The 23,844-nt window shown below is 63.3% G+C and carries 31 protein-coding genes; all 31 read left to right on the forward strand.

What is annotated here, in order from left to right:
• Positions 1-1,094 (forward strand): helix-turn-helix domain-containing protein (locus HYH07_RS34995; protein ID WP_220006725.1); only part of this gene is annotated, 1,094 nt, incomplete at its 5' end.
• Positions 1,046-1,798 carry a transcription termination/antitermination protein NusG gene (locus HYH07_RS35000; protein WP_220006726.1) on the forward strand — a complete coding sequence of 251 codons (753 nt, stop codon included), beginning with the start codon at positions 1,046-1,048 and terminating at the stop codon, positions 1,796-1,798. The genes HYH07_RS34995 and HYH07_RS35000, both read left to right, overlap by 49 nt.
• A 164-nt stretch (positions 1,799-1,962) precedes the next feature.
• Positions 1,963-2,241 (forward strand): HNH endonuclease, encoded by a 279-nt coding sequence (locus HYH07_RS35005; protein WP_220006727.1) that lies wholly within the window; start codon positions 1,963-1,965, stop codon positions 2,239-2,241.
• Between the two features lie 7 nt (positions 2,242-2,248).
• Positions 2,249-2,581: a hypothetical protein gene (locus HYH07_RS35010; protein ID WP_220006728.1), complete on the forward strand. Its 333-nt coding sequence runs from the start codon at positions 2,249-2,251 to the stop codon at positions 2,579-2,581.
• A 92-nt stretch (positions 2,582-2,673) separates the two neighbouring features.
• Positions 2,674-3,168, forward strand: a complete 495-nt coding sequence (locus HYH07_RS35015; protein ID WP_220006729.1) for a hypothetical protein — start codon at positions 2,674-2,676, stop codon at positions 3,166-3,168.
• A gap of 1 nt (position 3,169) precedes the next feature.
• Positions 3,170-3,361 carry a hypothetical protein gene (locus HYH07_RS35020; RefSeq protein ID WP_220006730.1) on the forward strand — a complete coding sequence of 64 codons (192 nt, stop codon included), beginning with the start codon at positions 3,170-3,172 and terminating at the stop codon, positions 3,359-3,361.
• A complete protein-coding gene (locus tag HYH07_RS35025; protein WP_220006731.1) occupies positions 3,361-5,082 on the forward strand; it encodes a terminase TerL endonuclease subunit in 1,722 nt (573 codons plus the stop codon). Before HYH07_RS35020 ends, HYH07_RS35025 begins: the two co-directional genes overlap by 1 nt.
• On the forward strand, positions 5,082-6,419 hold the full coding sequence (locus HYH07_RS35030) for a phage portal protein (RefSeq protein WP_220006732.1): 1,338 nt from the start codon (positions 5,082-5,084) through the stop codon (positions 6,417-6,419). The genes HYH07_RS35025 and HYH07_RS35030 overlap by 1 nt, the downstream gene beginning before the upstream one ends.
• Entirely contained in the window at positions 6,412-7,266 is an 855-nt protein-coding gene (locus HYH07_RS35035) for a S49 family peptidase (RefSeq protein ID WP_220006733.1), read from the forward strand. Before HYH07_RS35030 ends, HYH07_RS35035 begins: the two co-directional genes overlap by 8 nt.
• A 108-nt stretch (positions 7,267-7,374) precedes the next feature.
• The gene (locus HYH07_RS35040) at positions 7,375-8,688 is read left to right on the forward strand and encodes a phage major capsid protein (RefSeq protein WP_220006734.1); all 1,314 of its coding nucleotides are present in this window, start codon (positions 7,375-7,377) and stop codon (positions 8,686-8,688) included.
• Positions 8,689-8,777: 89 nt separating this feature from the next.
• Positions 8,778-9,236 (forward strand): hypothetical protein, encoded by a 459-nt coding sequence (locus HYH07_RS35045; RefSeq protein ID WP_220006735.1) that lies wholly within the window; start codon positions 8,778-8,780, stop codon positions 9,234-9,236.
• Between the two features lie 76 nt (positions 9,237-9,312).
• On the forward strand, positions 9,313-9,651 hold the full coding sequence (locus HYH07_RS35050) for a hypothetical protein (RefSeq protein WP_220006736.1): 339 nt from the start codon (positions 9,313-9,315) through the stop codon (positions 9,649-9,651).
• A gap of 34 nt (positions 9,652-9,685) precedes the next feature.
• A complete protein-coding gene (locus HYH07_RS35055) occupies positions 9,686-11,146 on the forward strand; it encodes a cellulase family glycosylhydrolase (protein ID WP_220006737.1) in 1,461 nt (486 codons plus the stop codon).
• Positions 11,147-11,157: 11 nt separating this feature from the next.
• Positions 11,158-11,769: a hypothetical protein gene (locus tag HYH07_RS35060; RefSeq protein ID WP_220006738.1), complete on the forward strand. Its 612-nt coding sequence runs from the start codon at positions 11,158-11,160 to the stop codon at positions 11,767-11,769.
• 68 nt (positions 11,770-11,837) lie between these two features.
• A complete protein-coding gene (locus tag HYH07_RS35065; RefSeq protein WP_220006739.1) occupies positions 11,838-12,488 on the forward strand; it encodes a hypothetical protein in 651 nt (216 codons plus the stop codon).
• Positions 12,489-12,725: 237 nt separating this feature from the next.
• Positions 12,726-13,352, forward strand: a complete 627-nt coding sequence (locus HYH07_RS35070; RefSeq protein WP_220006740.1) for a hypothetical protein — start codon at positions 12,726-12,728, stop codon at positions 13,350-13,352.
• Positions 13,352-13,660, forward strand: coding sequence for a hypothetical protein (locus HYH07_RS35075; protein ID WP_220006741.1), 309 nt, complete (start codon positions 13,352-13,354; stop codon positions 13,658-13,660). Before HYH07_RS35070 ends, HYH07_RS35075 begins: the two co-directional genes overlap by 1 nt.
• A 97-nt stretch (positions 13,661-13,757) precedes the next feature.
• Positions 13,758-14,075, forward strand: coding sequence for a hypothetical protein (locus HYH07_RS35080; protein ID WP_220006742.1), 318 nt, complete (start codon positions 13,758-13,760; stop codon positions 14,073-14,075).
• Between the two features lie 5 nt (positions 14,076-14,080).
• Positions 14,081-14,455, forward strand: coding sequence for a hypothetical protein (locus HYH07_RS35085; RefSeq protein ID WP_220006743.1), 375 nt, complete (start codon positions 14,081-14,083; stop codon positions 14,453-14,455).
• Positions 14,455-14,871, forward strand: a complete 417-nt coding sequence (locus tag HYH07_RS35090) for a DUF3168 domain-containing protein (protein ID WP_220006744.1) — start codon at positions 14,455-14,457, stop codon at positions 14,869-14,871. Before HYH07_RS35085 ends, HYH07_RS35090 begins: the two co-directional genes overlap by 1 nt.
• A gap of 40 nt (positions 14,872-14,911) precedes the next feature.
• On the forward strand, positions 14,912-15,412 hold the full coding sequence (locus tag HYH07_RS35095) for a hypothetical protein (RefSeq protein ID WP_220006745.1): 501 nt from the start codon (positions 14,912-14,914) through the stop codon (positions 15,410-15,412).
• 27 nt (positions 15,413-15,439) lie between these two features.
• A complete protein-coding gene (locus HYH07_RS35100) occupies positions 15,440-15,907 on the forward strand; it encodes an HK97-gp10 family putative phage morphogenesis protein (protein WP_220006746.1) in 468 nt (155 codons plus the stop codon).
• A gap of 35 nt (positions 15,908-15,942) precedes the next feature.
• A complete protein-coding gene (locus HYH07_RS35105) occupies positions 15,943-16,362 on the forward strand; it encodes a phage tail tube protein (RefSeq protein ID WP_220006747.1) in 420 nt (139 codons plus the stop codon).
• Positions 16,359-16,721, forward strand: a complete 363-nt coding sequence (locus tag HYH07_RS35110) for a gene transfer agent family protein (RefSeq protein WP_220006748.1) — start codon at positions 16,359-16,361, stop codon at positions 16,719-16,721. Before HYH07_RS35105 ends, HYH07_RS35110 begins: the two co-directional genes overlap by 4 nt.
• Before the next feature lie 35 nt (positions 16,722-16,756).
• Complete coding sequence (locus HYH07_RS35115; RefSeq protein ID WP_220006749.1) at positions 16,757-16,939, forward strand: hypothetical protein; 183 nt, start codon at positions 16,757-16,759, stop codon at positions 16,937-16,939.
• Positions 16,929-18,896 (forward strand): hypothetical protein, encoded by a 1,968-nt coding sequence (locus HYH07_RS35120; protein ID WP_220006750.1) that lies wholly within the window; start codon positions 16,929-16,931, stop codon positions 18,894-18,896. Before HYH07_RS35115 ends, HYH07_RS35120 begins: the two co-directional genes overlap by 11 nt.
• Before the next feature lie 3 nt (positions 18,897-18,899).
• A complete protein-coding gene (locus HYH07_RS35125; protein ID WP_220006751.1) occupies positions 18,900-19,631 on the forward strand; it encodes a hypothetical protein in 732 nt (243 codons plus the stop codon).
• Positions 19,628-20,233 (forward strand): hypothetical protein, encoded by a 606-nt coding sequence (locus HYH07_RS35130; protein WP_220006752.1) that lies wholly within the window; start codon positions 19,628-19,630, stop codon positions 20,231-20,233. The genes HYH07_RS35125 and HYH07_RS35130 overlap by 4 nt, the downstream gene beginning before the upstream one ends.
• A complete protein-coding gene (locus HYH07_RS35135; protein WP_220006753.1) occupies positions 20,233-20,658 on the forward strand; it encodes a DUF6950 family protein in 426 nt (141 codons plus the stop codon). Before HYH07_RS35130 ends, HYH07_RS35135 begins: the two co-directional genes overlap by 1 nt.
• Complete coding sequence (locus HYH07_RS35140) at positions 20,651-22,138, forward strand: phage tail protein (RefSeq protein ID WP_220006754.1); 1,488 nt, start codon at positions 20,651-20,653, stop codon at positions 22,136-22,138. The genes HYH07_RS35135 and HYH07_RS35140 overlap by 8 nt, the downstream gene beginning before the upstream one ends.
• A gap of 70 nt (positions 22,139-22,208) precedes the next feature.
• Positions 22,209-23,834, forward strand: coding sequence for an oxidoreductase (locus tag HYH07_RS35145; RefSeq protein ID WP_220006755.1), 1,626 nt, complete (start codon positions 22,209-22,211; stop codon positions 23,832-23,834).
• The last annotated feature ends 10 nt before the right edge of the window (positions 23,835-23,844 follow it).

A 23,844-nucleotide genomic window follows, 5' to 3' on the forward strand; every position in this document is an offset into this window, starting at 1 on the left:
CCATCATCCTGCGCACGCTGTCGCTGTTCGTCGACGGCGAGGGGTATGCCTTCGTCGCAATCCCGACGCTCGCCGAGGATTGCGATGGCCTGTCGGTCGACACGGTGCGGCGGCGCCTGGTTTGGCTGGAGCAGGTCGGCGCAATCGCGCGCACGCCGCAGTGGCTCGACGAGAATGGCGTGCGCAACGGCGAGGGGCGCGGCAAGCGAACGACCGACAAGATCCGGCTGATGTACGACGCCGACGTCGAGCTGATCGAGGCGCGCGCGCAGGGCCGTTCGCGCGAGGACGATGCTGACGAAAATGCAGCAGAAACAACGGCGATTAGCCCTAGCAGCCTGCTAGGGCTAAATTCGGAGGTTAGCCCTCGGCCAGCCCTCGGTCAGCCCTCGGTTAGCCCTAGCAGTACTTGCGACCAGCTAATCTCTGAACCTGAACCTGAACCTGAATCCCCCAAAGCCCCCGAGGGGGGCGAGGGAGGGCGCTGCGCTGATGAAGGAAGCGAACCGGACGGTTTTGCGGAAGCGTGGTCCTCCTGGCCGGGCCGTGAGCTGCAGGGCCATCGCCGCGAGCTTGCCGCGGTTGAGTTCCGTAAGCTGTCGGCGGATCAGCAACGCCATTGCCGCGCCGCCGTGCCGCTATTTGCGGCCGCGCGGTCCAAAGCGGGCTATGAGAAACATCCGAATTTCCATCTCTGGATTCGAAATCGCGGCTTTGAGGAATTCCCGTATCGCCCCGATGGCACGGCGCCGGTTGCGACGGGTCCGATCGACGAGGCCTCCGAAGCGGGCCGGGCGATCACGGTGCTCTACGCGGTCGCCAGGACGCGCCCGTTCGTCAGCAACGGCAGGGTGATCTATCCCGGCGGCGTCAGCCCGCAAATCCTCGCCTTCGCGGCCGTGGCCGACAAAGCGGCTTGGCAATGGATCACCGATCGCCAGCAGATTGCCGCATGGCGAGCATTCCTCGCGGCGCATGTGCGCGGCGGCAGACCGGAGCTGCTCGAAAAACGCGGCAACGAAACCGGCTTCTACGCGCCCGGCCCATGGCCGCCGCGCAAGGACGGCGGCTGGCCCGACCAGACCGCAGCGTAAGCATCACCGCGAAGCATCACGACGACGCATCACCAAGGGCAGGGGGAACCATGAACATGCATTACGAAATCGGGCAGTTTGTCGGTTATGAGCCGATCGCTGAGCCTGTTGCCGTGCCCATCGCTCCGGAGCGCTGGTTCATGCTTTCGGTCACTCCTGGCCGCGATGCGCGCGTCGTCAGGCGGCTGCTCGATCGGGGCGTGTGCGCCTATTCGCCTGTGATCGTGCGCTATGTCGATCGGCGCACCAAGATCGAGTCTCGCAAGCCGCATCTCGGCAAGCGTGTCGAGAAGCCGTTTCTTGCTGGAATGATCTTCGTTCCCGACTTCGACGTGCTCAATCCGGAAATCAATCGCGTCGACGACATCGGCGATTGGCTGACGAAAGACGAGGGCCGAAAGGCGTCATTGAAGTCGACCGAGATGGCGATCGTCCGCGGCATCGTCCATGCGATGAACCGGCCTCACGGCGAGCGCGATTACGCGGTCAAGCAGCTTGTGCAGATCGTCGCCGGGCCGCTCGCCGGCTTTGTCGGCAAGGTGACGCGGCTTGACTCTCACAGCCGACTCACTGTCTTTGTCGACGCCATGCGCGGCGCCTCTGTGCAATTGTCCGAGGCGCAGGTCGAGCCGGTTCCTACAGGAGATGCCTGTAGCACGGCTCACCGTCAGAAGCGGAAACGCTCTGAGCGCCGCTCGGCTTAAGCCGAGGTGCGAAGCTTTCGAAAAAACGTTTCACTGGAACAAGCCCGGCCATCGCGCCGGGCTTTTGCATGCATGGTTGCAGGGCTTCGCGGACCTGCATGCGTTGACGTTTCCTCCCTGACTAGGCCGCCAGACGCAACGCTGGCGGCCTTTCCTTTTTGTAGATGCCAAAGCTGCCGTGGAAAGCCTGGTACAACACGGCGCGTTGGCGAGCGCTGCGTCTCAAGATCTTCCTGCGCGATCTCTACACCTGCCAGTGTGGCTGCGGTCGAATGGAAGCCAACACATCGCTGCTTGTGTGTGACCACAAGAAACCGCATCGCGGCGACGAGCGTCTGTTCTGGGATGAGACCAATCTGCAGACGCTACTGAAGTCCTGCCACGACCAGGCAAAGCAACAAGCCGAGCAAGCCTCGCTGCACCAGCGCGGCGTCTGGCATTGAGGCCACAATGGCAACCGATCTGTATCATCGCATGCTGGCCTATAACTACGGCGACGACGAGCGCGGCGAGCTAATGCGCAAGGTTTGGAGCGGTCACCCTTGGATGGTGAACGCCTATACCGGCGGCTACTCCAATGATCGCGACCGCGAGCACGCCATCCAGACGTGGTGCATCGAGAACATCGGCGAGCCAGCGTCGCCCATCCACGGCAAGCCTGGCGCTTGGTATCGAGGCAGCGCCACCATCAACGGCTGGACCTGGATGGGCTTCACCAATGAAGCCGACATGCTTCGCTTCATCGAGCGCTGGCCGGCGCCTGACGGCGTCGTCGAGCACTGATCGACCATGGCAGGGGTGGGGGGGTGGTCAATTCCTCCCGACCCTCGGTCCCGCGGACCGGCCCCACTCTCACTCGCAGGTTTTTTTTCATCGTGGCCGCTAATTTCGACCTGTTTGGCGATCCCATCCCTGCCAACCACGGCGGACGTGGAAGGCCGGAGCATGTGCCGACGATCGAAAACCGGAATCGCGTCAATATGTTGCTGGCGATGGGCTGGAGCAATGAGCGGATCGCCGCTGCGCTTCGCGTCACGCTGCCGACGCTGCGGAAGCATTATTTTTCTGAGCTGCGCTATCGCGCGGTCGCACGCGATCGGCTCGATGCGACGCTGCTGATGAAGGCGTTCGAGGGCGTCGACAAAGGCCGCATCGGCCCGTTCCTCAAGCTGGTCGAGCGTAACGACCTGATGAATTTCGGCCAGACGTCGCGGCCGCGCGCGGCCGAGCCGGCGCCGGTTGAGACCAAGCCGGAGAAGGCGCCGAAGCTCGGCAAAAAGGAAGCGGCGCTGCTCGCCGCGCAATCGCCTGACGCCGGCTCGCCGATGGGCGAGCTGATGGCGCGTCGACAGCAAGGGTTGTCGCACTGACATGGTTGACCTCGGCGATACGATCGAGGCGCTGATGCGCGCCGTCGCTTTCCTGGCCGTGTGCGGCGGATGCTTCCTCGCCGGCATCCTGCTGCAGTATTTTGGCGGCTATGCCGGCGCGCCGGTTTGGTCGGTCGGCATTGGCGTGATCTGCGGTCTGATTGCCGCTCGCCTGGTGGGGCGCCTCGTCTGATGACGCCTTGGGACACGTCCTGTCCTGATTGGGAGACCCGCATCCGCGAGGGCCGCTCGCTGATGCCGGATCTGCCGCTGTTCGAGGCCGAGGCCGACATGGGCCTGGCGTTCTTCGACGAGCTGCGGCTGCCCGACGTGCCGGGCAACCCGCGGCTCGGCGATGCCAGCGGCGAATGGTTCCGCGACCTGGTGCGCGCTGTGTTCGGAAGCTGGGACCCGGTCAACAAAAAGCGGATGATCCGCGATTTTTTCGCGCTGGTGCCGAAAGGCTCGTCGAAAACCACCTATTCGGCGGCGCTGATGCTGGTCGCGATGCTGATGAATTTCCGGCCGCGAGCCACGGCGCTTTTTCTCGGCCCGACGCAGGCCGTCGCCGATCGCGCCTATGAGCAGGCGGTCGGCATGATCGAGGAATCGCCGGACCTGAAGCGTCGCTTTCGTCCGCGCGACCATCTCAAGACGATCGAGGACCTGGTCACCAAGTCGGAAATCATGGTCGCGACTTTCGATCTGCGCATCCTGACCGGCGCGATGGCGCTGATCTTCGTTCTGCTCGACGAGTTGCATATCCTCGGCAAGGCCGCCAACACCTCGCGCGTGCTGCGGCAGATCCGCGGCGGCCTCGACAAGACGGCGGAGGGCGCTCTGGTCATCACCACGACTCAAAGCGACGACATTCCGGCCGGCGCATTCAAGACGGAGCTGAAATTCGTCCGCGCGCTGCGCGATGGCGGCTTCCGCGGCAAGGTAATCCGCCCGACGCTGCCGCTGCTGTACGAATTCCCGCGCGACATCGCGACCCTCACGCGCGAGGAGCGCGCGCAGAATGTCGAGCCGCGCTGGATGGACCCGGTCAACTGGCCGATGGTGATGCCGAATATCGGCCGCCCGATCACCGTCGAGGGCATGCTCGCCGATTACAGGTCCGAGCAGGAAAAGGGCGACGAGGCGGTTAGGATCTGGGCCTCGCAGCACCTCAACATCGAGATCGGGCAGGGCGCGGGCAACGAGGGCTGGTCCGGCGCCGACCTCTGGGATCAGCAGGTCGACGAAAGGCTCGACCTCGAGTCCCTGCTTGAGCGCTGCGAGGTCGTGACGATCGGCGTCGACGGCGGCGGCCGCGACGATCTGCTCGGCCTGGCCGTCATGGGCCGCGAAAAGGGCACGCGGCACTGGCTGTCCTGGTGCTACGGCTGGGCAGATCCGATCGTTCTGCAGCGGCGCAAGGATATCGCCGCGCAGCTCGAGGATTTCGTCACCGAGGGCTCGTTCAAGGTGCTCGATATCGGCGCCGCGCATGCGGATCTCGGCGCCATCGTCGCGCGTGTCGTCGCGAGCGGTCTGCTGCCGCAGAAAAATGCTGTTGGCATCGACCCGAACAAGGCCGCGGCGCTGTTCGAGGCGCTGCTCGGCGCCGGCGTCACCGACGACATGATCCGCCGGCTGCTGCAAGGCCCGGCGTTGGCGCCAGCGGTCTACGGGCTCGACATCAAGCTCGCTGACGCGACCTATTTCCACGCCGACCAGGCGTTGATGAACTGGGTGGTCGGCAACGCCAAGACCGAGCAGCGCGGCAATGCCGACATGATTACAAAGCAGGTCGCCGGCCGCGCAAAAATCGATCCGCTGATCGCGCTGCTGCAAGCTGCGATCCTGATGAGCTGGAATCCTTCCGCTGGCATGCTTGTGACCGGCGCCGACATCCTGACGGTGATCTGATGGGGCTTTTCTCCGGCATCGGCCGCGGTCTGCGCATGGTCGCCAGCAGCTTCGACGGCGCGCCGGCGCGCGACATGAACGACCCGCAATATTGGGCCGATTTCGGCGGCGGCATGGCAATTTCCGGCGTCGCCGTCACCGATCATGCGGTTTCGCAGCTCGGCTCGGTCCAGTCCGTGCGTTACGGCCTGTCCTCGGCAATGTCGACTTTGCCGGTGATGGTCTATCGCCGCGGTCCGAACGGTGCGCGCACGCCGCTGCCGGATCATCCGTTGACGCGGCTGCTTGGCTCGCGGCCGAACGATCAGAATTCGCCGGCCGAGTTCATCGCTGAGATTTCCTGGCACCTGTCCTACTACCGCAACGCCTATTGCAAGATCCTGCCGCCGAGCGACGGCCTCGGCGATCAGCCCTATGGCCTCGGCGGCCTCGAGATCCTGCATCCGCGGCGCCTGTCGCTGGTGCAGCGCGGGTTCGACGGCCATCTCTATTACACGTTCAATCCGCCGGCGACGATCGTCCAGGGTGCGCAGCTCAAGGCCGAGACCTATCGCGACGACGAGATCTGGCATCTGCGCGGCAACCCGCTGCGCGAGGACGGGCTGCTCGGCGAGCCGATCTTTCACACGGCCAAAAACGTGTTCGGCCGCGCCATCGCCGTGCATGAGTATGGCGACATCTGGTTTGCCAATTACGGCGCGACCGGCGGCATCATCAAGCATCCCGGCACATTCAAGGACAAGGAAGACAAGCGGGAGTTTCTCCAGACCTGGCGCGAGGCCGGCACGGGCCGCAACAGGCATCGGGACAAGCTGCTGACTCATGGCGCTGATTATATTCAGCAGAAGGTCACCAACGCCGAGGCGCAGCTGCTCGAGACCGAGGATGCCGCCGACACGGCCGTGTTCGGCCTGTGGAGCTATCCGCCGCACCGCGCCGGCCGGCTCAAGCGATCGACCAACAACAACATCGAGACGCAGGGCGGCGAATTCGTCACCTACTGCCTGGCGCCGCTCGCGATCGCGATCGAGCAGGGCGCCGAGCGCGATCTCTTGCTCGACAACCCCGACAACAGCCTGTTCGTCGAGTTCAATTTCTTCGGCCTGCTGCGAGGCGATCTCAAGACTCGTTACGCCGCTTACCTGATGGGCCGGCAGGGCGAATGGCTGTCCGCCAACGACATCCTGCGCTGGGAAAACATGTCGCCGCGCACGGACGAGGGCGGCGACGACTACAAGAATCCGCTGACCAAGGATTCCGGCGCAGCGTCAGGCGATGGCGGCGACGCCGGGCAGGGCGGCAAGGGATCGACCGAGGAGCAACCTAACGATGAGTAAGGACAAGAAGCTGCGCCAGGTCATCACGCAGATCACGGCGATCGATCCCGTCGTCGCGATCGAGATCTCGGCGATGATGGAGTGTCTCGCCGGCATCGAGGCGCGCGAGCAGGCGCTCGCGGCCGCGGCCGAAACCGTCAGCGCGCAGCCGTCCAAGATCGCGCTGATCGGCGTCTATGGCGGCCTGACGCCGCGCGGCTCCTGGTATGGCTCGAGCCTCTCCGGCATCGCTGCCGCGGCGACCCGCGCCGGCAATGATCCTGACGTCGCCGGCATCATCCTCGACATCGACAGTCCTGGCGGCACGGTCTCCGGCACGATGGAGGCCGCCGCGGCCGTCGCTGATGCCGCGTCGAAAAAACCCTGCATTGCCTGCGTCAACACGCTGGCGGCGTCAGCGGCCTACTGGATCGCCTCGCAGGCCTCCGAAATGGTGATCGCGCCATCCGGCGACGTCGGCTCGATCGGCGCCATGATCATGCACCAGGACGTCTCAGGCTATCTCGAGCAGATGGGCGTCAAGATGACGCTGATCCGCTCCGAGCAATCGCCGATGAAGAATGAGGCGCATCCGTTCGCGCCGCTATCGGAGGATGCGCGCGGCTTCCTGCAGAGCCGTGCCAACGCCGCCGGCGCCGATTTCATCAAGGCGGTCGCATCGGGCCGCAAGGTCACGCAGACCAAGGTGCGCGAGGAATACGGCCAGGGCCGCGTGTTCGGCGCCCGCGATGCCGTCGCGCGTGGCATGGCCGATCGCGTCGGCACGCTCGACCAGGTCATCTCGGGCATGATGCCGAAAGGCCCGACGCGCGCCGCGCGCCGCCGCTCTGCACTCGCTTTCGAGTAGCTCCAAGAAATCCGAACCGTTTTTCGGTTGCTCCTCCCGCGTCCGGCCCGGACAGCGGGAACGCGGGCTGTTTCCTGTCCGGGCCATCATCAAGAGGAGTTTTCGACAATGTCGAAAAAGGACATCAAGAAGCTGCGCCAGGCCCGCGCCGAAAAGGCGGCGTCCGGCAAGAGCAAGTTGACGGCGTTGAATGCGTTGCTCGACAAGAGCGAAGCCCTGACCGACGCGGAAGGCGCGCAAGCGACCGCGCTCGAGGCCGAGGTCGACGCGCTCGAGAAGGAAGTCAAGGCGCTCGACGCCGAGATCGCCGCCGAGGAGGCCAAGACCCGCCGTGCCACGCTGTTCGGCACCACCTCGCTCGGCGGTCCGGCCCGCGCAACCGTCGTCAACGATCTCAATCCGGAGCGCACTGCCGGCTTCCACAACCTCGCCGAATTCGCCGTCGCCGTCCGCGGTGCCGCAACCGGCAGCCTCGACCAGCGTCTGACGGCGGCCGCTAGTGGCTACCAGCAGAACCAGGGCACATCAGGTGAAGGCTTCCTGGTCCCGACCGAGTACCGCGAGCAGATCTGGTCGCTGGTGTTCTCGGACTCGAGCCTGCTGTCCTACTGCAACCCGGAGCCGACCAGCTCCAACACCATCTCGATCGCCAAGGACGAGACCACGCCTTGGGGCGCCGCCGGCGTCCAGGCGGCCTGGCGCTCGGAGGGCACGCAGATGGTGGCGACCAAGGCGGCCATCACCGGCACCATCCTGCAGCTGCACGAGCTCTATGCGTTCGTGACGGCGACCGACGAGGTGCTGTCCGATGCGCCGCGGCTGCAGAACCGCATCACTGTCCAGGCGGCCCGTGCGATCCAGTGGAAGGCCTCCGACGCGGTCGTCTCCGGCGACGGAAACGGCAAGCCGCTCGGCTTCATGAATTCCGGCGCCCTGGTGACCGTGAACAAGGAATCCGGGCAGGCCGCCAGCACCATCGTCAACGCCAACGTGCTCAAGATGTACTCGCGTCTCTTGCGCATGGGCGGCGTGCCGATGTGGCTGGCCAATTCCGACGTGCTGCCGCAGCTCGGCCAGCTCACGCTCGGCAACGTGCCGGCCTGGCTGCCGAACAACCAGCCTTTCGCTGGCGCGCCTGACGGCGGCGTATTCCTCGGCCGCAGCATGAATTTCAATGAGCACATGCAGTCGCTCGGCACGCTCGGCGACATCGCGCTGGTCGATCTCTCCGGCTATGCGCTGGCGACCAAGGCGGGCGGCGGCATCGACTTCGCGGCCTCGATCCACCTGTTCTTCGACCAGAACCTGACCGCGTTCCGCTGGGTGTTCCGCCTCGGCGGCCAGCCCTACCTGACCGCGCCCGTCTCGCCGGCGCATGGCAGCAACACCAAGTCGCACTTCGTCACGCTGCAGGCTCGCTAAACGCGCGCCTGCGATCTCGCCGCCGGTCTCCAAGCCGGCGGCGGTGCTTCGCGTTCTCCGCAACCTCGCAACCATCAGAAAGGCGGGCCATGTCCCAGCTCAATCTCAAACCGTCCCAGCGCGCCAGCGTCGTCGGCGTCATCGCGCCGATCTCGGCGTCCTCGGTCCAGACCTCGGGCTGGATCGATGCGACCGTGTTTCATTCCTATCTGGCGCTGATCCAGCTCGGCGTGCTCGGCGCCTCCGCGACCGTCGACGCCAAGCTGCAGCAGGCCAGCGACAACAGCGGTACCGGCGCCAAGGACGTCACCAACAAGGCCATCACGCAGTTCACCAAGACCAACACTGACGATGGCAAGCAGGCGCTGATCAATCTCCGCCAGGAGGATCTCGACTTCGCCAACGGCTTCAAGTTCTTCCGCCTGTCGATCACGCCGGCAGTCGCGGCGTCGCTGATCGGCGGCGTCGTGATGGGCATGGACCCCCGTTATGGCGCGGCCTCGGATAGCGCCAACGCCGCCACCACCCAGGCGCAAGTCGTCGCCTGATTTCGTCGCCGTCTGGCGGCCCGGCATTCCGCCGGGCCGCGCCTTTTCATTGTCTCAACGTCGATAGAGGGCCGTCATGGTCGATACCGTCAGCCAATCCGCAGCGATCGCGATCAGCACGTCGCTGTCGGCCGCCATCGCTCTTGGTGAAAAGGTCGCTGTCGGCATCGTCATGCCGTCCGGCTGGGATGCAGCCAATCTGACCTTTCAGGGTAGCGCGGACGGTGGCGCGACGTTCAACAACGTCTATGACTCGAGCGGCAATGAGCTAACCGTCACCGCCGCGGCCAGCCGCTACATCTATCTCGATCCCTCCGCGTTCGTCGGCCTCAATCAGATCAAGGTGCGTTCTGGCACCAATGGCACGCCGGTCAATCAGACCGCGGCGCGCGCGCTGACCATCGTCACGCGCTGATAATCCGAAATTCGCCGCGCCGGGGAGTGAACCGATGAGCCGCCTGCTGCCGGTTAAAAAAGCGGTGCTCGATCTCAAACGGCGCCGTGTCCTTGGGAGAGCGCAAATGCCCTCTCCAGCGGGCTTCGACGTGTTGAAGGGACCTGACGGCGCCTATCTTCTCGGGCCAGACGGCGCCTTCTTGCTTGGCCCCAACCTGCCATCGTCGGCAAAATCGGCAATTGTTTCCGTCGATCTCACGTCGCTCGGCAGCACTATCCCTGCGGATTTCGTTAGCATCAGTGCGGAGGTCGGAGATTTCGCTTCCCGTGGGATGTACCAGAGCACGACCGGCTCAATGGGCTCCTATATCGGCTGCCTCTCTCTGCTCGGGAGCAATGGTAAATTTCGTATCGGAGGCGGGTCTTCTAACACAGCAACGACGCCAGCCTTTGCGCAAGTCAACGCAAACAGCCTAGCTTCCTTTCTCGCTGCCGTCGGATCAGGTTGGAGTTTGATCTATGGCCTTGATTTGGTCGCGAATGATTCCTCGACCGCCGCCACCCAGGCAGGCTATTTGAACAACGCCTTCGGAACCAAGGCGATCTTCCAGATGTGCAACGAGCCATTCACTGGCGGCTCGTTCACGGTCGGCAACTATCAAACGGCTTGGAATTCATACTACACAGCCATCACTGGCGCGGTCGCGGCTGCGAAGTTCGGCGCGTGCGACGACAATAACCAGACGACCTCTCAGACGGCTATTCCTGGGCTTACGCCGGGCCTGGCTGGCCTTAGCCTCGTTTCGATCCACAACTACAGTGCAGTTGGTGGAAACGGCACGGTAACGGACTGGCCGTCGCTGCTCGCTAGCTCGCTCACGACAGACTTCAACATCATTTACCCATACACCAGTGCTGGGGGCATCCCGCTAATCTTGAGCGAGACGAATTCCCTCAGCAATGGCGGCCAGCTCGGCATCAGCGACAGGTTGATGGCGCAGGCATGGTTCATCAACAACGCAATCAGGACGGCGAAAATTGGATGGGCTGGCATGTGCGTTCACAGCACATACAGCTTCAACGGGGGGCAGGGTGTCTACAATCCCCTCGTCCAGCAGGGGAACGGTAACTTTAAGCCTAGCCCCGTTTTCTACGGGATGTACCTGTTCTCTCGGATTGCGGGCAAGCAGATCGCAGCATCCACGCAGGGCGGCACGGCCTACATCAACTCGATCGCCGTGAAGCAGGCCAACAACCAAGCTGCAATTCTCGTCGTCAACAATGAAAATTCGAACACCGCGTACATCAAGCCCATGCAGTCGGCAGCGTGGGCAACAGCGACAGTTCTCCTCTCGCGCGATGGAGATGGTGCGGGCGCCACCTCTGCATCCCCCATCCTTGGCGGCCAAGCGATCGGCGAAAGCGGCGTTTGGTCCGGTACGACCTTCACCATCAACAACGGCGACACGGTTGCGATCCCGCCCTGCGGCGCCGCCCTAATTTCAATCCAATAAGGATACAAAACATGACCCAGCGCACGATTGCCCAATCGGATATCTGCAGCACCTTCTTCGATCACGTCGTCTACATCGCGAACAGATGGTATGACACCGCCCAGTTCGGAACGATTTCAGGCGCTCCTGGCGCCCCTGGAGCCAACAATATTCGCCTTGTGCCATTCTTCGTCAGAAGCACGATTACCCTTAATTCGCTAGGTCTTCGGGTGCAGACCGCATCAGCGGGCGGCAATGTGCAAGCCGCGATTTACGCCAACAACTCAACCACGAACCTGCCGACAGGCAATGCTCTCTGCTCGACTGCAAGTATGTCTACCACTTCTACGGGAAGCGTTAACTCCGCCGTCTCCGTCCAATTGACGCCCGGCCTGTACTGGTTCGCGACAAATTGCGACAACGGGACCGCGGCTTTTGCCGCAACTAACGTCGGCAATTGCTATATCGGTTGGCTATTTGGTTCGACGACGCAGGGGACTGCTTTGGCATCAACTCAGTCATTCTCTGGATATACTGTTGGTCAGACTTTTGGAACGTGGCCCGATCTGACTTCGGCCTCCCCAACGGAGGTGGCAAACTCGAACGTGCCAATCGGGCAGTTCAAGGTCGCAAGCGTGCCGTAATCGAAAGTTTCGCTTGCGGGTACGGCGTCCGTCATGCAACTCTCGCGTATATCGCAGTGGAGGATTTCATGGCTGCCGGCGTTATGCCCGACGATCCCTATCTCTATTTCGGAAACCTTGGAAAAACAGAGCCGCAGTTTGCCATCCCAAATTTCGTTGGGCTTTGCTTAAATCCTCGCTATGAGCGGGAAGTATTCCACGATCTCAACAATCCGCTTCCTGCGGTTGATAACTCGATCAGAAAAATCCAGGCCCAGGACGTGATGGAGCACCTCCCAAAGGAAAGGGTGCCGAGTTTATTTGATGAGATTTTTCGAGCGCTAATGCCTGGCGGCATCTTCCGGATGAGCGTTCCCGATTATCGGAGCCCGCTGTTGACGGCGCGGACGGTGTACGATCACAAGGGGAAACCTCTTGCCGACCTGATGATGGGCGGAAAGGTCGACTATGACGCCGACAAGGCCGTTTATAGGACGGTCTTCACGACGGATGGCTTTGCCCATCTGTGGTTCCCTACCTACGAACAAGTTATGGAACTGATCCTCAAGTCCGAAATTCGGAAGTGCTCTGAGATCACGTTTCACCACTATTGGGCTGATGACGAAACGTCAGTAACGAATCCATTTCCCGAAAACGATATGTTTGTGTTCCGCTGCCCACCGCGCGACCAGCGGGCAGGCGGCAAGGCGATCTCGATCATTGTCGATTTTGTGAAGTAGTCCACTCCCTTCAAGGGAGCAGATCCCCGTTCACAGGGATGATGCAGGATGGACCGCCAGCTTTCCAGCCAAGGGATTATCCACTGGCGGCCCGTGCCAGCGCTGAAAATTCTGGCCTCATGAGGTCAGACGACTGGCGATAGCGATACTCGCGCAACGGTCCGATGGCTTTCAACCGCGCGCTGAAATTAACCTAACGCGGCAAGGTTACCGCGTCCGTTTCAGGTAAATCCGAACATGCTCCGCATCGTCACGCCGCCGGCGAGCTTTCCGGTCACCCTGGCCGAGGCCAAGGCGCAGCTGCGCATCGACACCGGCGACACCAGCAACGACGTCATGATCAACGCGCTGATCCCGGCGGCCACCAAGTTCTGCCAGTCGCTGGTGCAGAGGGTGTTCGTGCTGCAGACGCTGGAATGGGTGTTGCCGTGTTGGCGCGAATGCCTCGATCTGCCGATTGCGCCGGTTCTGTCCGACCAGGTGACCTCGATCAAATATGTCGATTGGGTCAGCCAGACGCAGCAGGCGCTCGATCCTTCGGCCTACGTGGTGCAGACCAAGGGCGAGAGTTGCCGCATCGTGCCGAAGATCGGCACGACTTGGCCCGTCCTGTTCGCCCGCTCGCCGGAGCCGGTCGTCATCCGCTTTGACGCCGGCTATGAGGACCCGACCGAGATGCCCGGCAACGTCAAGGTGGCGATCCTGCTGATGCTGCGCCACCTCTACACCATGGGCGAGACCAGCCTGATGCTGTCGAGCGACACCGTGTTCGGCATCGGCCAGCAGCAATATAGCGTGCCGGCGAACCTGGCGACGCTGATACCGGATGCGGTGCGCAACCTGATGCTGGATGAGGTCTGGTAATGGTCCGCACCGTCAAGCTGCTCGCGCGCACGGCGCGGCATGTGTTTCCGCCGAAAGATCCGGCCGAGCGCCGCGTCGCCTATGCGGTCGACTGGACCGATCGGCTCGCCGGCGATGATCTTGCCTCGTCGACCTTCGAGCTGCCGTCCGGCCTCATCGCCGAGAACGCCAGCAACACGGCGAAAGTCGCGACGGTGCAGATCTCCGGCGGCGCTGCGGGGCAGGCTTATGAGATCACCAATCGCGTCACCACGGCTGCTGGCGCGGAGCTGCAGCAGGTCATCCGGCTGCGCGTCAAGACGCGTTGATATCGATCGCCTGGTCGCCATCGCCCATCGCCGCCTGGCGCTGCGGCGGCTGCTGGTCGCGATCGAGCGCAATCCGTCACTTCTGGAGGCAACAGACATGAACCGTTCCATCAAGCGGCCGATCGAGCTGGCCGGCTTCTCCTCGCGCCTGGCGCGCGCCGAGAAGCTCGAGGAGGGCCTCGCCGTCACCGGCGAGCGCTATGACACCGTGCTCGACGACATCGACGACCAGCACGCCGCGCTGCGCGACCACGTCGGCTCGCTCGAGAAGCAGCGCTCGGATCTCGACAAGATCCTCGACCGCATGGGCGCCAGGAGCAACGGCGGCCCAAACGGTGGTGGGGAATCCTCGAGCGGCTCGACCGAGCCGCCGGTCGGGCAGGTCATCACGTCTGAAACCAAGACCGAGGGCTGATCGCCATGATGACCGCCTCGGCCTCGATTGCACAGCTCAATCGCTTCCTGGCCGCTTATGGTGAGGATGTCGTTCTGGCGCGCCTCGATGACGACGGCGTCGTTGTTGCGCAGGTGACCTGTCGCGCTCGGGTCGACCGCACGAAGGCTGATGACCTGCCGGCCGGCATCAAGCCATCCGGCTTCAACCTGATCCTGTCGCCGACGCAGATCCTCGCCGCCGGCTGGCCGGACGGCGATCCGTCCCATGTCGCGCCGGAGGAGAACGCCGGCGACAAGATCGCGCTGGACGGCTCGGCACGCTACCAGACCGTGGTGTGGGTCGACGCCAAGAAGATCAACAACCAGATCGTTCGGATCGACGTGAGGATCTCAGGCTGATGGCGCTAACAGATCCTGCTGCCGATATCCGGTCCGCGATCGTTGCGAAGCTGTCGGCTGATCCCGCCCTGGCCAACCTGATCGCCGATCGCATCTATGACCGCGTGCCGGCTAAGCCTGATTATCCGCTGGTCACCATCGGCAACATGCAGGTGATCCCGGAATCGGCGGATGGCATCGACGCGGCCGAGACCGCGGTGACGATCCACGTCTGGGATCAGTTCAAGGCGGCCGACAAGTCGCGCCAGGTCGGCGGCGCCGTGGTCGGCGTCTTGCACGATGAGGAGTTGTCGACGGCATCGAGCGGAACGCAATCCGTGCTCCTCGAGAGCGCCAACTATCTGCGCGACCCGGACGGCGTCACCAACCATGCCGTGCTGACCTTCTCGATCCTTACGGACGCCGCGGCGTCCTGACGTTCGTCTCTGCGTCCCCTCTCAAACCCTGGAGCCTTCCATGACTTCGCTCAAGTCGACTGTGCGTGCCTCGATCTTCGCCATCAACACCAAGTCGCTCGACGGCCGCGACGTCGTCGACCGCATGCCAGACTCCGCCGACATCCACCTCGGTTCGGGCACCGGCTACGGCAATGCTGATATCGCGTTCATGGACACGCGCACGCTGGCGGCCTCGACCAGCGAGAACCTCGACCTCGCCGGCGCTCTGACCGACGCTTTCGGCCAGACCATCAACGCCGCCAAGGTCAAGGCGATCGAGATCGAAAATCCGGAGGCCTCGCTGTCGTCGCTGACCGTCGGCGCCGCCGCCTCCAACACCTTCAACGGCCCGCTCGGCGGCGCCACCTACACCATCGTGCTTGCGCCTGGCGATAAGGCCGTCTTTGTCAGCCGCACCGGCTGGACCGTCACCGCCGGCACCGGCGATCTGCTCAAGGTCGCCAACGGCGCCGGTGGCAGCGTCAACTACAACATCAAGGTTATCGCGGCGTCGGCTTAGTCGCCGCGCGCGACAAGGTTTCTCGGCATGGGCAACAACGCCAGCGTCAAGCAGTTCAAGACCGATATGCTGGCGTTGAAAAACCAGATGGCGAAGAACTTCCGAAACGAGTTTCTCGCGCAGGCGGCCGAGCTGCGCGAGAACATCCAAGCTGCGATCGAGCATAGCGTGTCGGGCCATTTGAAAGACTCCGTGCGCATCAAGGACGTCTCGACCGACACCAAACCCTCCGTCCTGGTGATCGCCGGCGGCCCACAGACCACCAAGCGAACCGAAAATGGCGCGTTCGATTATTCGCTCGCTGAAGAGTTCGGCACCGTCAAGGAAGAGGCGCGGCCGTTCTTCTATCCGACCGTGCGCGGTTACAAGAACCGCTATCGTGAGGGCGTGCGCGAAACATTCGAGGAGACGCTCGCCGAGAGCAACAAGACACGCGCCACGCGGTCCGCCGGCGGCTCCGGTGCCTATCGTGGCGCGCTGACCACCCGTCGCTAACCCTTTCACCTCATATTTCCCAGGAGACCGCTGCCATGGCGCAGGCCCAGACGCTCAAATATTCCACGTTCCTGATCCAGATCGGCAGCGGCTCGCCGGTCGTTTACGCTTCGCCCTGCGGTCTAAATTCCAAGGGTTTTGCGCGCACCGCCAACACCAATGACACCAATGTGCCGGACTGCGATGATCCCGACGCGCCATCTTGGCTCGAGCGGGACGTCGTCTCGCTGTCGGGCCAGATGACCGGCTCCGGTGTGGTCGCCGACGAGGATTTCGATGTCTGGAATGACTGGTTTGAATCCGGCGCATCAAAGCCGGTGCAGATCAAGCTCGGCACGCGGATCTGGCAGGGTAACGCCATCCTGTCCAAGCTCGACGTCACGGCCAATCGCGGCCAGCGGGTCAACTTCTCCGCGACCATTGATAGCGACGGCGAGATCACGAAGATCGCATGAGCGAGGTCGAGCTGATCTGGGGCAGCGGCCTGCAGGCCTTCAAGTTTGGGCTTGGCCAGTTCCGTGCGCTCCAGGAGAACGTCAACCGCCGGCGCCTCGCGATCGGGGCGCCGCTGGCTGGTCCCATGGACCTGGTCGCGCAGCTCAAGGCCAAGAATGTCTGGCCGGATGATCTGCGCGACATCCTGCGTCTCGGCCTGATCGGCGGGGGCATGTCACCGCGCGATGCCTCGATCGAGATGGGGCAATATTTCGACAACACGCCGCCGGTGCCGCACATGCTGCCGGCGCTGACCGTGCTGATGGCGGGCCTGGTCGGGCCGCCGGAGCAGGCGGCCGATGAGGCAAAAAAAAAGTAGATGAAGCCGGCGAAAGCGGCCCCGTCGATTTCGCCGTGATCTACGGCAACGGCGCGGCGATGGGTTTTTCGCCCGACCAGGTCGACCGCATGGCCTTCTGGCAATTCCGCGCCTGCATCGACGGTTTCAACAAGGCCAACGGCGCCGAGGAGATCATTCCGGCGCCAACCGACGCAGAGTTTGACGCGCTCCTGTCTGGAAGCATGAATGTCATCTGATCTCGTCGCCGTTCTCGGCGCGCGCCTCGACCAGTTTTCGGCCGATCTCGATCAGGCCGGCAACATGGCCGATGACGCGATCTCGCGTATTGAGTCCGCGTTCTCCGGGCTCAATCCGGGTTTCGGCGGTCTGGCTGCGTTCGGAACGGCTCTCGGCGGCGCGACCGCTGCCGCCGGCGCATTGTTCGCGGCGCTGACCAGCATCAACTCAGAGGTCGCGAGTATCGGCAAGAATGCCGAATATGTCGGCCAGACGGTCGAAGATTTTCAGCGTAACCTCTACGCCGCCGGGCAGGGCGGCGTATCAGGCGAGCAAGCCACCAAGGACCTGCGCAACGTGGCCACCCTGTTGGCCGATGCGAAGGAAAACGAGAATTCGCTCACCAAGCTGCTCGACGCCAACAACATCAAGTACAAGGACCGGAACGATCAGGTCATCAGCGTCAGCCAGACGCTGAAGATCGCGGGCGACCTTCTCAATCGGTTCCCGTCGTTGCCGGAAAAAGTCAAAGCGGCCGAGATGCTCGGACTATCCGAGGGATGGGTTCGCGCGCTAACGGAAACGGCAGGCGGCTTCGATGCTCTTGCAAAGAAAGCTGACGCGGCCGGCGTCGTGATAGACGGCGCGACGGTTGCTAAGGCCGAACTGTTCGAGCGAGCCTGGCAGCAGTCGACCGATGCTTGGGGGAAGCAGTTCAAGGCGGTTGCAGGGGACATTGCGGTCGCGCTGAGTGACCTGATCGATCAGGCCGGTGATTTTCTCGCCAAGCTGGCCGCGGCCAATGGCGCGGCCCCCGGCAGCGGCCAGGATAAGGCCAATGCGTATCTCGATGCACTGGACGTCGCGCGCAAGGATGCGCTCGGGCTGGCGCAAGACGTCGATCAGCTCACCCGCGTGATCGACCATATGTCGAAAACGGGTGGCGATCCTGACATCATCCAGGGGCTCGAGGCCGCGCGTTTCAAGGCGCAGGTGTTCCGGCTAGAACTAGAGAAGGCACAGGCCGCCGAGGCGAAACAGCAGTTTCCCGACGGCGTTCCACTGCCGTCCTCGCGCCCGGCCGCGGCCGATGCGCCGGATCCGAACGCAGCCCATTTGCCGGTGCGCAAGAAGGAAAGCAATGCGCGCGATCAGTTCGATATCGCCGTCGACGACATCACCAAGCGGACCGCGACACTGAAGGCCGATACGGCGGCCGTGTTCCAAAACAACGCAGCACAGGCGCAGTTCCGCGCCGAGTTTCGCGAGCTGACGGCGATCATGCGCGACAACGGCGAGGTGACGCAGGAGCAGATCGACAGATATGAGGAGTTGCGCAAGACCATGTCGGCGCAGCAGGCCCTCGAGGCCGCCGGCATCAAACTGACGTCCGACCACGCCGCCAAGTTCATCAGCTCCTCGCAGGCGATCGCGACCGCAACCGCGTCCTATGATGCCGCCAAAAAGTCGCTGACCGAGATCAACAGCGCCAGTGCGCAGGTCGGCAGTGCGCTTTCGACGGCGTTTTCCGACGCGGTGGTGGAGGGCAAGAACCTCAACGATGTGCTGTCGAGCCTGCTCAAGACGCTGGAGAAAGCAGCGATCAATTCCGTCTTCTCGTCGATCTTCAATGCGCCGGCCGCCGGCGGTCTCTCGCCATTCGCTTCGCTGTTCAAAGCGTTCATTCCCGGTTTCGCTGAGGGCACCGATTATGCGCCGGGCGGCCTTGCCTGGGTCGGCGAGAACGGCAAGGAACTGGTCAATCTGCCACGCGGCTCGCAGGTGATTCCGAACGACGTCGCGCGGTCGTCGCAGTCTGGATCGACGCTCCATATCAATAACTACATTGCTGGCGAGATCAATCCAGCGACCATCGACAATCTTCAGCGGTCGCAGATCGCGACGCAGAAGAGGCTCGGCCAGATCAACAAGCTGCTGGTCTCGACGCAGCGCCTACAGTCGACGGGAGTGGGGTGACGGATGGCTTATGTCTTCCCGCGCGCGCTGCTGCGTGAAAAGACCCATGCCTGGAACATTGCAGGCGTGGCCGTTTCCGGCGGCCAGAATGCCGGCGCCAGCATGCCGATGCTGGTGCGCTCAGATGGCGGCGGCTTCTGGACCTGCAAGATGTCGGCCATCAGCCTGTCAGGACGGCAGGGCGTCAATGACACGGGCCGGGACCGTCAGAAGCGGTCGCTGCTGTTGTGGCGCGCCCTCCGGCAACTAGCGCAGGGCGGCGTCAACGCACTGGTCGTGCCGCGTAACGACGCCCTGGCGCGGCCGTGGCCGGCGGGAATCGCGCAAGGGCTGGAAATCTCCTACGCGGATGGAACGTTTTTTGACGACGGTGTCGGCTTCGAGCAGCCCATCATCGACATCACCTGCGGCGCCGCAAGCCTGCGTGCCAATTCGCTCGCGATCACTGTCAATCGTGCGGGCGAGCTGCTCGGCGGCGAGAGCTTTTCGATCGATCATCCGACCTGGGGCTGGCGGATGTACGAGATTGCCACGGTCGACATGGCCTCGAGCACATCAGGAACGATCACGTTTAATCCGCCGCTGCGCGAAGCTGTCGCGGACGGCACCCGGCTCGAATTCGACAGGCCCCGCTGCACCATGCGCCTGGCCCAGCCGTCGTCGATGGATCTCACAGTCCAGCCCTGGACGTTCAACACGGCCGACGTCGATTTCGTCGAGGCGCCCCCCTCATGACGTTCTCCGATGATGAGCTCGCCGCGCTGGCATCAGGAAATGTCAGCATAGGTGTTTTCTTCCGCCTCGAGACCGATCCGATCGTCCGTCTCTGGCTTGGATTTGGTGATATCGCGCCGGGCGTCAATGTCCTCGACGTGACGGGCGCGATCTATCACGGCTTCGGCGAATTGCGCGACGTGCCGGCGTTCAAGCAATTGCTCAACGGCGCGGCGGAGCGCGTCGAGTTCAATCTCAGTGGTGTCTCTGGGGAGCTGTTGACCCTGGCTTCCGGAAGCGATGCCAATGTGGTGAAGGGAAAGCCGGCGACGCTCGGTTTTGCGCTGATGGACGCAGACTGGGCCTTGATCGGGCCAGTGCACTGGTGCGCGTTCTATGTCGCCGATTTCCTCTCGGTCGGCCAGCAGCCGGTTGATGCACCTGAGGCGACGCCGCTGCGCGCAATCACGCTGTCGTGTGGCACGCGGTTCACGGGCCGGCGACGTCCCTCATTCTCGTATTTCTCGGATTCCGACCAGCAGGCACGTTATCCCGGCGATCTGTTCTGCAGCCTGACGCCCAACTACGCGCACGGCTACAACAAGCCTTGGCCTACTTTTTGATGCTGCTAGCCGATTATCTCGCTTCCGCCGCCGCGCGCGATTTTGCCTATGGGCAGTTCGATTGCGCGATCCTGATGGCCGATTGGCTGATGGCCTGCGGCTGGCCGGACGCGATGCCTGACCGTCGCGGCACCTACAGCACCGAGCGCGCCTTTCGCGCCGCCGTCAGGAGCGAGGGTGGCCTGGTCGCATCGTGCCGCCGGCGCTTTGCCCGCATCGGACTGCGTGAAGCAAGCCAGCCGCGCCACGGCGATGTCGCCCTGGCCCTGGTGCCGTTCGCACGGCGACGAGGCCGTTGGCTGCGTCGGCCCACCGGCGCGCTCGTGCTAGATGGCGGCGGCCTCGTCGTGATGGCGCAGTCGCCGCGTGGCGTGGTCGCCGCACGTTTGCCTCTGCTCGTGTCCTGGAGCGCATCCCATGCCTGAGGCCGTTGGCTTGTTGATCCTGTCCGGCGCGGGTCTGACCGAGTCGGTTACCAGCTTCGGAGCCGCTGCCCTCACGCTCGAGGTCGCGGGCACGTCGGTCAGCGTCGCCTCGATCGTGGGCGCGACGGCGATCGGCGCGGCTGCGATCGGTCTGCAATATGCGCTCAACAATCCGGATGTGCCCAAGCCGGAGGCCGGCGCACAACCGCTCAAGCAATCGGTCCCGCCGCGGCAGCGTGGCTATTGGACCAATCGGCTGTCCGGCTATTACATGCTGTTCCTGGCGGCCGGCGGCGACTCCTTGGACGTGCTGGCCTTTCACAGCGGCCCCATCGAGCAGGCGCTGCAGCTCTATCTGCACGATCATCCCGTCGCGACCAGCGGTTCGATGACCGATGGCGCTTACGTTACCGTGACGCCGCCGGTCGGCATCTGGTTCCAGAACGTCAATCTGCAGGTGTTCTACGGGACTGCTTTTCAGAATTCCTCGAGCACCTCGGTCAATGCCACCAACACCAACGGCCTTTGGACCACGGCTTACGCCGGCAAGGGTATCGCCTGCATCTGCATGAATTGCGGCCATGCCAGCGACCCTACGCAGTTCACCAAGATTTATCCCTATGGCCTGCCGCTGCCGTCGATCGTCGCCAAATGCGCGCCGATCTGGGATCCGCGCGACGTCACGCAGGCGGTCAGCAATCCCGCGACCTGGAAGGCCTCCCCCAACGGCGTGCTGCAGCTGATCGACTATCTGACCGCGACGGATGGCGGCATGGGTGAGGATCTCGACATCATCCTGCCGACGGCGACGCTTACGCAATGGATGTCCGAGGCCAATCTCTGCGATGCCGACGTCGGAGGTCGCGCGCGGTATCAATCGGCGGGCTTCTATCAATTCGACAATTCGCCCGAAAGCGTCATCGGCAAGATCCTGTCCACGATGGATGGTTGGCTCGCGGAAGCGGGCGACGGCACGCTCGTGTTGACGGTCGGTGTCTATCGCGAGCCGACCGATCCGCCGCTGACATCAGACTGCGTTCTCGGCTTCACCGTGCGCAAGGGACAGGCGGACGAGGACAGTATCAACCAGCTTGACGTGACCTTCACCAATGCCGCCGCGCATTACGTCACCGACCAGATTCCGCCCGTGCGCGATGCCGCTGCGATCGCGCTCACCGGCATTGTGCGCGCCAAGCCGCTTGATCTGTCCTGGGTGCAGAACGCCGATCAGGCCAACATCCTGGCGCAGCGGGCGCTGCTGCGGCTCAACCCGAAAATGTCAGGCACGTTCGTCACCACGCTCTACGGCATGCGCTACCTCGGCAAGCGTTGGATCAAGGTCCAATTCCCCGTCGTGAGCGGGCTTGAGGATTGCGTTGTTGAGATCCAGCCCAATGCCGAGGTCGACCTGCTCGGCGGCCGGGTCACGCTCAATTGGAACCTGGTCGACGTCGCTGCGCTGACGGCGCTCGACCTATGAGCGGGCTCGCTGGTCTGTTGTTGCGCTAACGGCGCTGCAGAAATCACTTTTCAAATGATGGGTGGGGCAAATGCCGATACTTAAAACGGCTGCAGAAATCTTTCGTCGTTACGTGCTGGCAGGCGTGCCGGCGTCGGGGCCGAATCCGGTTTCAAAGGACGACGTCATCGCGTGGGGCACCTTCCTGGAGACCATGCTGAATGGCTCCAATGGCGGCCTTGCCTATGCGACGCTGACGGCGCTGACCGCGGATCTGGCGCATGCCGCCAACGTAACGGCGATCGTCTATAACGATACGACGCCGGCCTACAACGGGCTCTACATCAAGAGCGGCGCCTCTGGCTCTGGCTCCTGGACGCGGATCGGCGATCTGCCGACGAGCGTGGTGCCGCTGACCGTGACCGGGGGCAGCGCGAATGCGATCGTGGCGAGCGCGCCCGAGACACCTACTGCGCCCGGCAAAAAGCTTTTCATCCTGACACCGGGCGCGACCAACACGGCGGCGACCTTCATCAGCGTGAACGGCGCTGCGAGCGTCGAAATCAAGAATGCTTTCGGGGTGTCGCTGGTCGCCAATTCGCTCCTGATCAATTCGCCCGTGCTGATGATATGGTCGGTCGATCATTATCAGCTCGTCGTGTCGGCCTCGGTCGATGCGAGCGCGATCCTCTCGGCGGCGCAGACCTCCGAGACGAATGCCGCGGCGTCCGCTGCGGCGTCCGCCGCTACGGCGGCCTCGCTTGCAACGGCCCTGGCGGGCTTTACCATCCAGCCGCGGCCGCAGGGGCGCCTCACCTTGACCTCGGGCGTCTCGGTCACCACGACCGACGTCGTCGCCGCCGGCACGGTCTTTTATATCGCTGGCCCGCATATCACCTGCGACGGCACCAACATCCTCGCCGACAGCGCCGCCGAGGCCTCCATCGCGCTCGACAGCAACAACGCGCACACGAACTATCATCAGTCCGGCAAAAATTTCGATGTGTTTCGCATCAACGATTCCGGCACCATCCGTATCGGCACAGGCCCGGCCTGGACCTCGGATACATCGCGCGGCAGCGGCGCGGGCACGACCGAGGTCCACCTGTTCGGCAACACCGGCGTGTGGACCAATGCAAATTCGATCGTGATCCGCTTCGGCAATGCCTCGGGCAACACGGTCACCGTGCCCGCGGACAAGGCGGTGCTGATCGGCACCATCCGCATGACGGCCGATGGTCAGACCGAGGACTCGGCGGCCAAGCGGTACGTTTACAATGTTTATGACCAGGTCGGACGTGTCCTGCGCAATGCGGTCGAGACGACGGACAACTGGAACTACACGACCGCCTCGTTCCGGCAGGCCAATGGCAACGCGGCAAACCAGCTTGATCTTGTCGTCGGCCTTCCCGGCAATCTTCTCAATGCCGAGGTCTATGGTCAGGCGTCCAGCTCGGTCGGCAACATTTTTATGGCGGTCGGCATCGGCGTCGATTCCACCAACACCAACAGCGCGCAGCTGATGACGCCGGCTACCAACTTGACGGCGAACGCCAAGACGGCCCTGCTCGCGAAATATCAGGGCTATCCCGCGATCGGTCGGCATTTCTATGCCTGGCTTGAATTTTCGACGGCGTCGGGAACGACGACGTTCTTTGGCGACAACGGCAACCCGCTCGAGGCGCAGTCCGGCATTTCCGGCACGATCCTGATGTGAGCCGCTGGCC

The organism is Bradyrhizobium sp. BR 10261 (genome assembly GCF_019455395.1).
Classification (GTDB): Bacteria; Pseudomonadota; Alphaproteobacteria; order Rhizobiales; family Xanthobacteraceae; genus Bradyrhizobium; species Bradyrhizobium manausense.